Here is a 2,762-nt window from a genome sequence, read left to right on the forward strand (position 1 = left end):
GCGCGCTGCTCTTCGATACTCAAGGGACGGTTGTCATCTTGGTCTTGGTATTCTTCGTAGTTTTGGTTTTTAGACATGGATTGCTCTCTAGGTTGATAGGATGCCGACGGTTTACGGTGATGTGGCCGTACCTGAAGGCGGAGCAGAGCTTTTTGTTGTGAAATCAGATTTCACTTTAATACTCTGAGGCTGTCTGAAAATATTACAGATGGAGTGTTCTGCGTGTCATGTTTCGCAGCGTGTGTTTAGATTGTTCAGACGGCCTGAGGGGTTAGTTTTGCTTTGCCGTCAAAAGCGACAGCAATAGTCTTTTTTCATTTTCAGTCAAACCAGTTTGAATACTTTTTTGCTTTAAAGTTTCGATTTGACTGTATTTTAATTCATTTAACAACTTTTTCATGCCGATTTGGAAACTTTCGCAATCTTCTTCGTTATCCCCTTCCATTTCTTCAGAGTGAAGGGTCGATAAAAAGATTTGATTGACGGTTTCCTCATAGGGCGAACCGCGCATATATTCAAACACTTGTGCAGTTGCAGGAGTCGTGTCGTGATGCTTGATGGTTTCGGCCAAATTGGCAAGGCAGGCAAAATCGCCGCTTAACGCCAGATAATCGGGCAGGTCTATATATGAAGCCCAAGCCGGATTTATCAAGAGGCTTCGTATCTGTCTTTGAACCAGTGTCAGCATGGTTGGCTGTTTGACAGAAATAGGCGGCAGTTTGTAACTTTTTTGTTTGACGTGCCGCTTGGGCGCTTCTTGTCCGAGTAACTGGGCGAGGTTGTCAGGATCAATACCCACCAACTCACTAAGTTTTTGTTTCAGGAGATAGCCCAATGCCGGCGCGGTAATTTGCGCTAAAAGCGGAGAACTGGTTTTGACCAATTCTGCTTTGCCTTCTTGCGTATTGAGGTTGAGGCCGTCTGAAAGATGTTCCCAAAAGTATTCCGATAGGGGCTTGCTTTGGTTTAACAAGGCATCTTCAAATTGAGCCTTGCCATAGGCACGGATGTAGCTGTCTGGGTCGTGTTCTTCGGGTAGGAATAGAAAATGCAGCGATTTATCGTCTTTTAATTGCGGTAACGCATTTTCCAGCGCGCGCCAAGCCGCTTTACGTCCCGCGCTGTCGCCATCAAAACAAAAATAAATACTGTCGGCCTGACGCATCAGGATTTTGACGTGTTCCGCCGTGGTTGCCGTACCCAAAGCCGCTACGCCGTAGCCGACGCCGAACTGCGCCAATGCGACCACGTCCATGTAGCCTTCGACCACCAAAATCCGTCCTGCCTCTTTTACGGCAGCACGCCCTTCATATAGCCCGTAAAGGTTTTTCCCTTTATCGAACAAAGGGGTATCGGGAGAATTCAGGTATTTGGGTTTGGAGTCATCCAATACGCGGCCACCAAAGCCGATGACCTGTCCGCGAGGATTGCGGATGGGGAACATAACCCGATGGCGAAAGCGGTCATAATGTTTGCCTTCGTTATCAATGACCATACCCGTATCCACTAACGCAGTATTCGGATAGGGTTGGAATACTTGCGCCAAAGGTTGCCAACCGTCAGGCGCATAGCCCAAACCATAATGCGCGATGACTTCCGCACTCAAGCCGCGCTTATCCAAATAAGCCTTCGCCACCGGATTGAATTTCAACTGTTGCGCATAAAAATCCGCCGCCGCCGCCGTCGTTTCTTCCAAAGTTTGTTGCTTTTTTTTACGTTCGGCACGGATTTCGGGGTTGTCTTCCTGCCCGCGAACTTTAGGCACTGTCATACCGACGCGATCAGCCAAAAACTGCACCGCCTCCGGAAACGACAGCCCCTGATGTTCCATCACAAAACCAATCGCCGAACCATGAGCCCCGCAACTGAAGCAATGGTAAAACTGCTTGGTCGGGCTGACCGAAAACGATGGCGTCTTTTCCTTATGAAACGGACAGCAGGCCATATAGTTCGCCCCGCCTTTCTTCAGCGGAACCTGTTCGTCGATAATATCGACAATATCGACTTTGGACAAAAGCTCGTCAATGAAATCAGATGGAATCATGGTTCGGCAGAAGAGGATGGACGGAAAATATTTCAGACGGCCTTATAAACAGACAAAGGCCGTCTGAAAATGGAATTTTAGATGAGGGTCGAGATGAGTTTTGTATTATAGCAAATAGTTGTAATACATGTGTCTTATCCTTTTGAGGTAGGGTATTAATAATCGTATTTCATTCGTTATTAAGATAGATATGATGTCGTTAAAGCAAAGGCCGGCTATAAGATATTCAGACGACCTTTGCTGTTGTCTTATTTTGCGATTCAGTTGCGCTTTCATGGTATGAATATGATAATGAACGTATATCCTCGGTTTTAGAAAGGTCGTTTCTCATGAAAGATTTTGCACGTTTGCTCAATCATCCCGATATTTCCTTTTCTCCGATTCCAGATGCCATTAAAGTTGATAACCCTGCAACAGGTGAGGCTTTGGCGTTTGTCCGTAAGACTGATTCAGACGGCCTGAAGCTTTTGATTCAAAAGGCAGAGGCGGCACAAAAATTATGGGCGGCAAAAACTGCGTTGGAGCGGGCCGATGTGTTGTGGCGCTGGTATTTTTTGATTAAAGAAAACAAAGAAGAACTCGCGCGTATCATGACGATGGAGCAGGGCAAAAGCCTGACTGAGGCGCGTGGTGAAATTGATTATGCGGCTTCGTTTGTGCGCTGGTTTGCGGAAGAGGCGCGGCGGATTGACGGCGATGTGCTGACAAGTGTGAAAGC

Annotated in this window: 2 protein-coding genes; one reads left to right on the plus strand and one right to left on the minus strand. The window is 46.9% G+C overall.

Annotated elements, in window-relative coordinates; translation table 11 throughout:
* Positions 1-271: 271 nt before the first annotated feature.
* Positions 272-2,044 carry a DNA primase gene (gene dnaG, locus ACTHUE_RS14680; protein ID WP_049335257.1) on the minus strand — a complete coding sequence of 591 codons (1,773 nt, stop codon included), beginning with the start codon at positions 2,042-2,044 and terminating at the stop codon, positions 272-274.
* A gap of 329 nt (positions 2,045-2,373) precedes the next feature.
* Here dnaG and ACTHUE_RS14685 point away from each other — a divergent pair.
* A partial coding sequence (locus tag ACTHUE_RS14685; protein ID WP_440423866.1) for an aldehyde dehydrogenase family protein occupies positions 2,374-2,762 on the plus strand: 389 nt, incomplete at its 3' end.

This window comes from Neisseria sp. P0021.S005, from assembly GCF_051956955.1.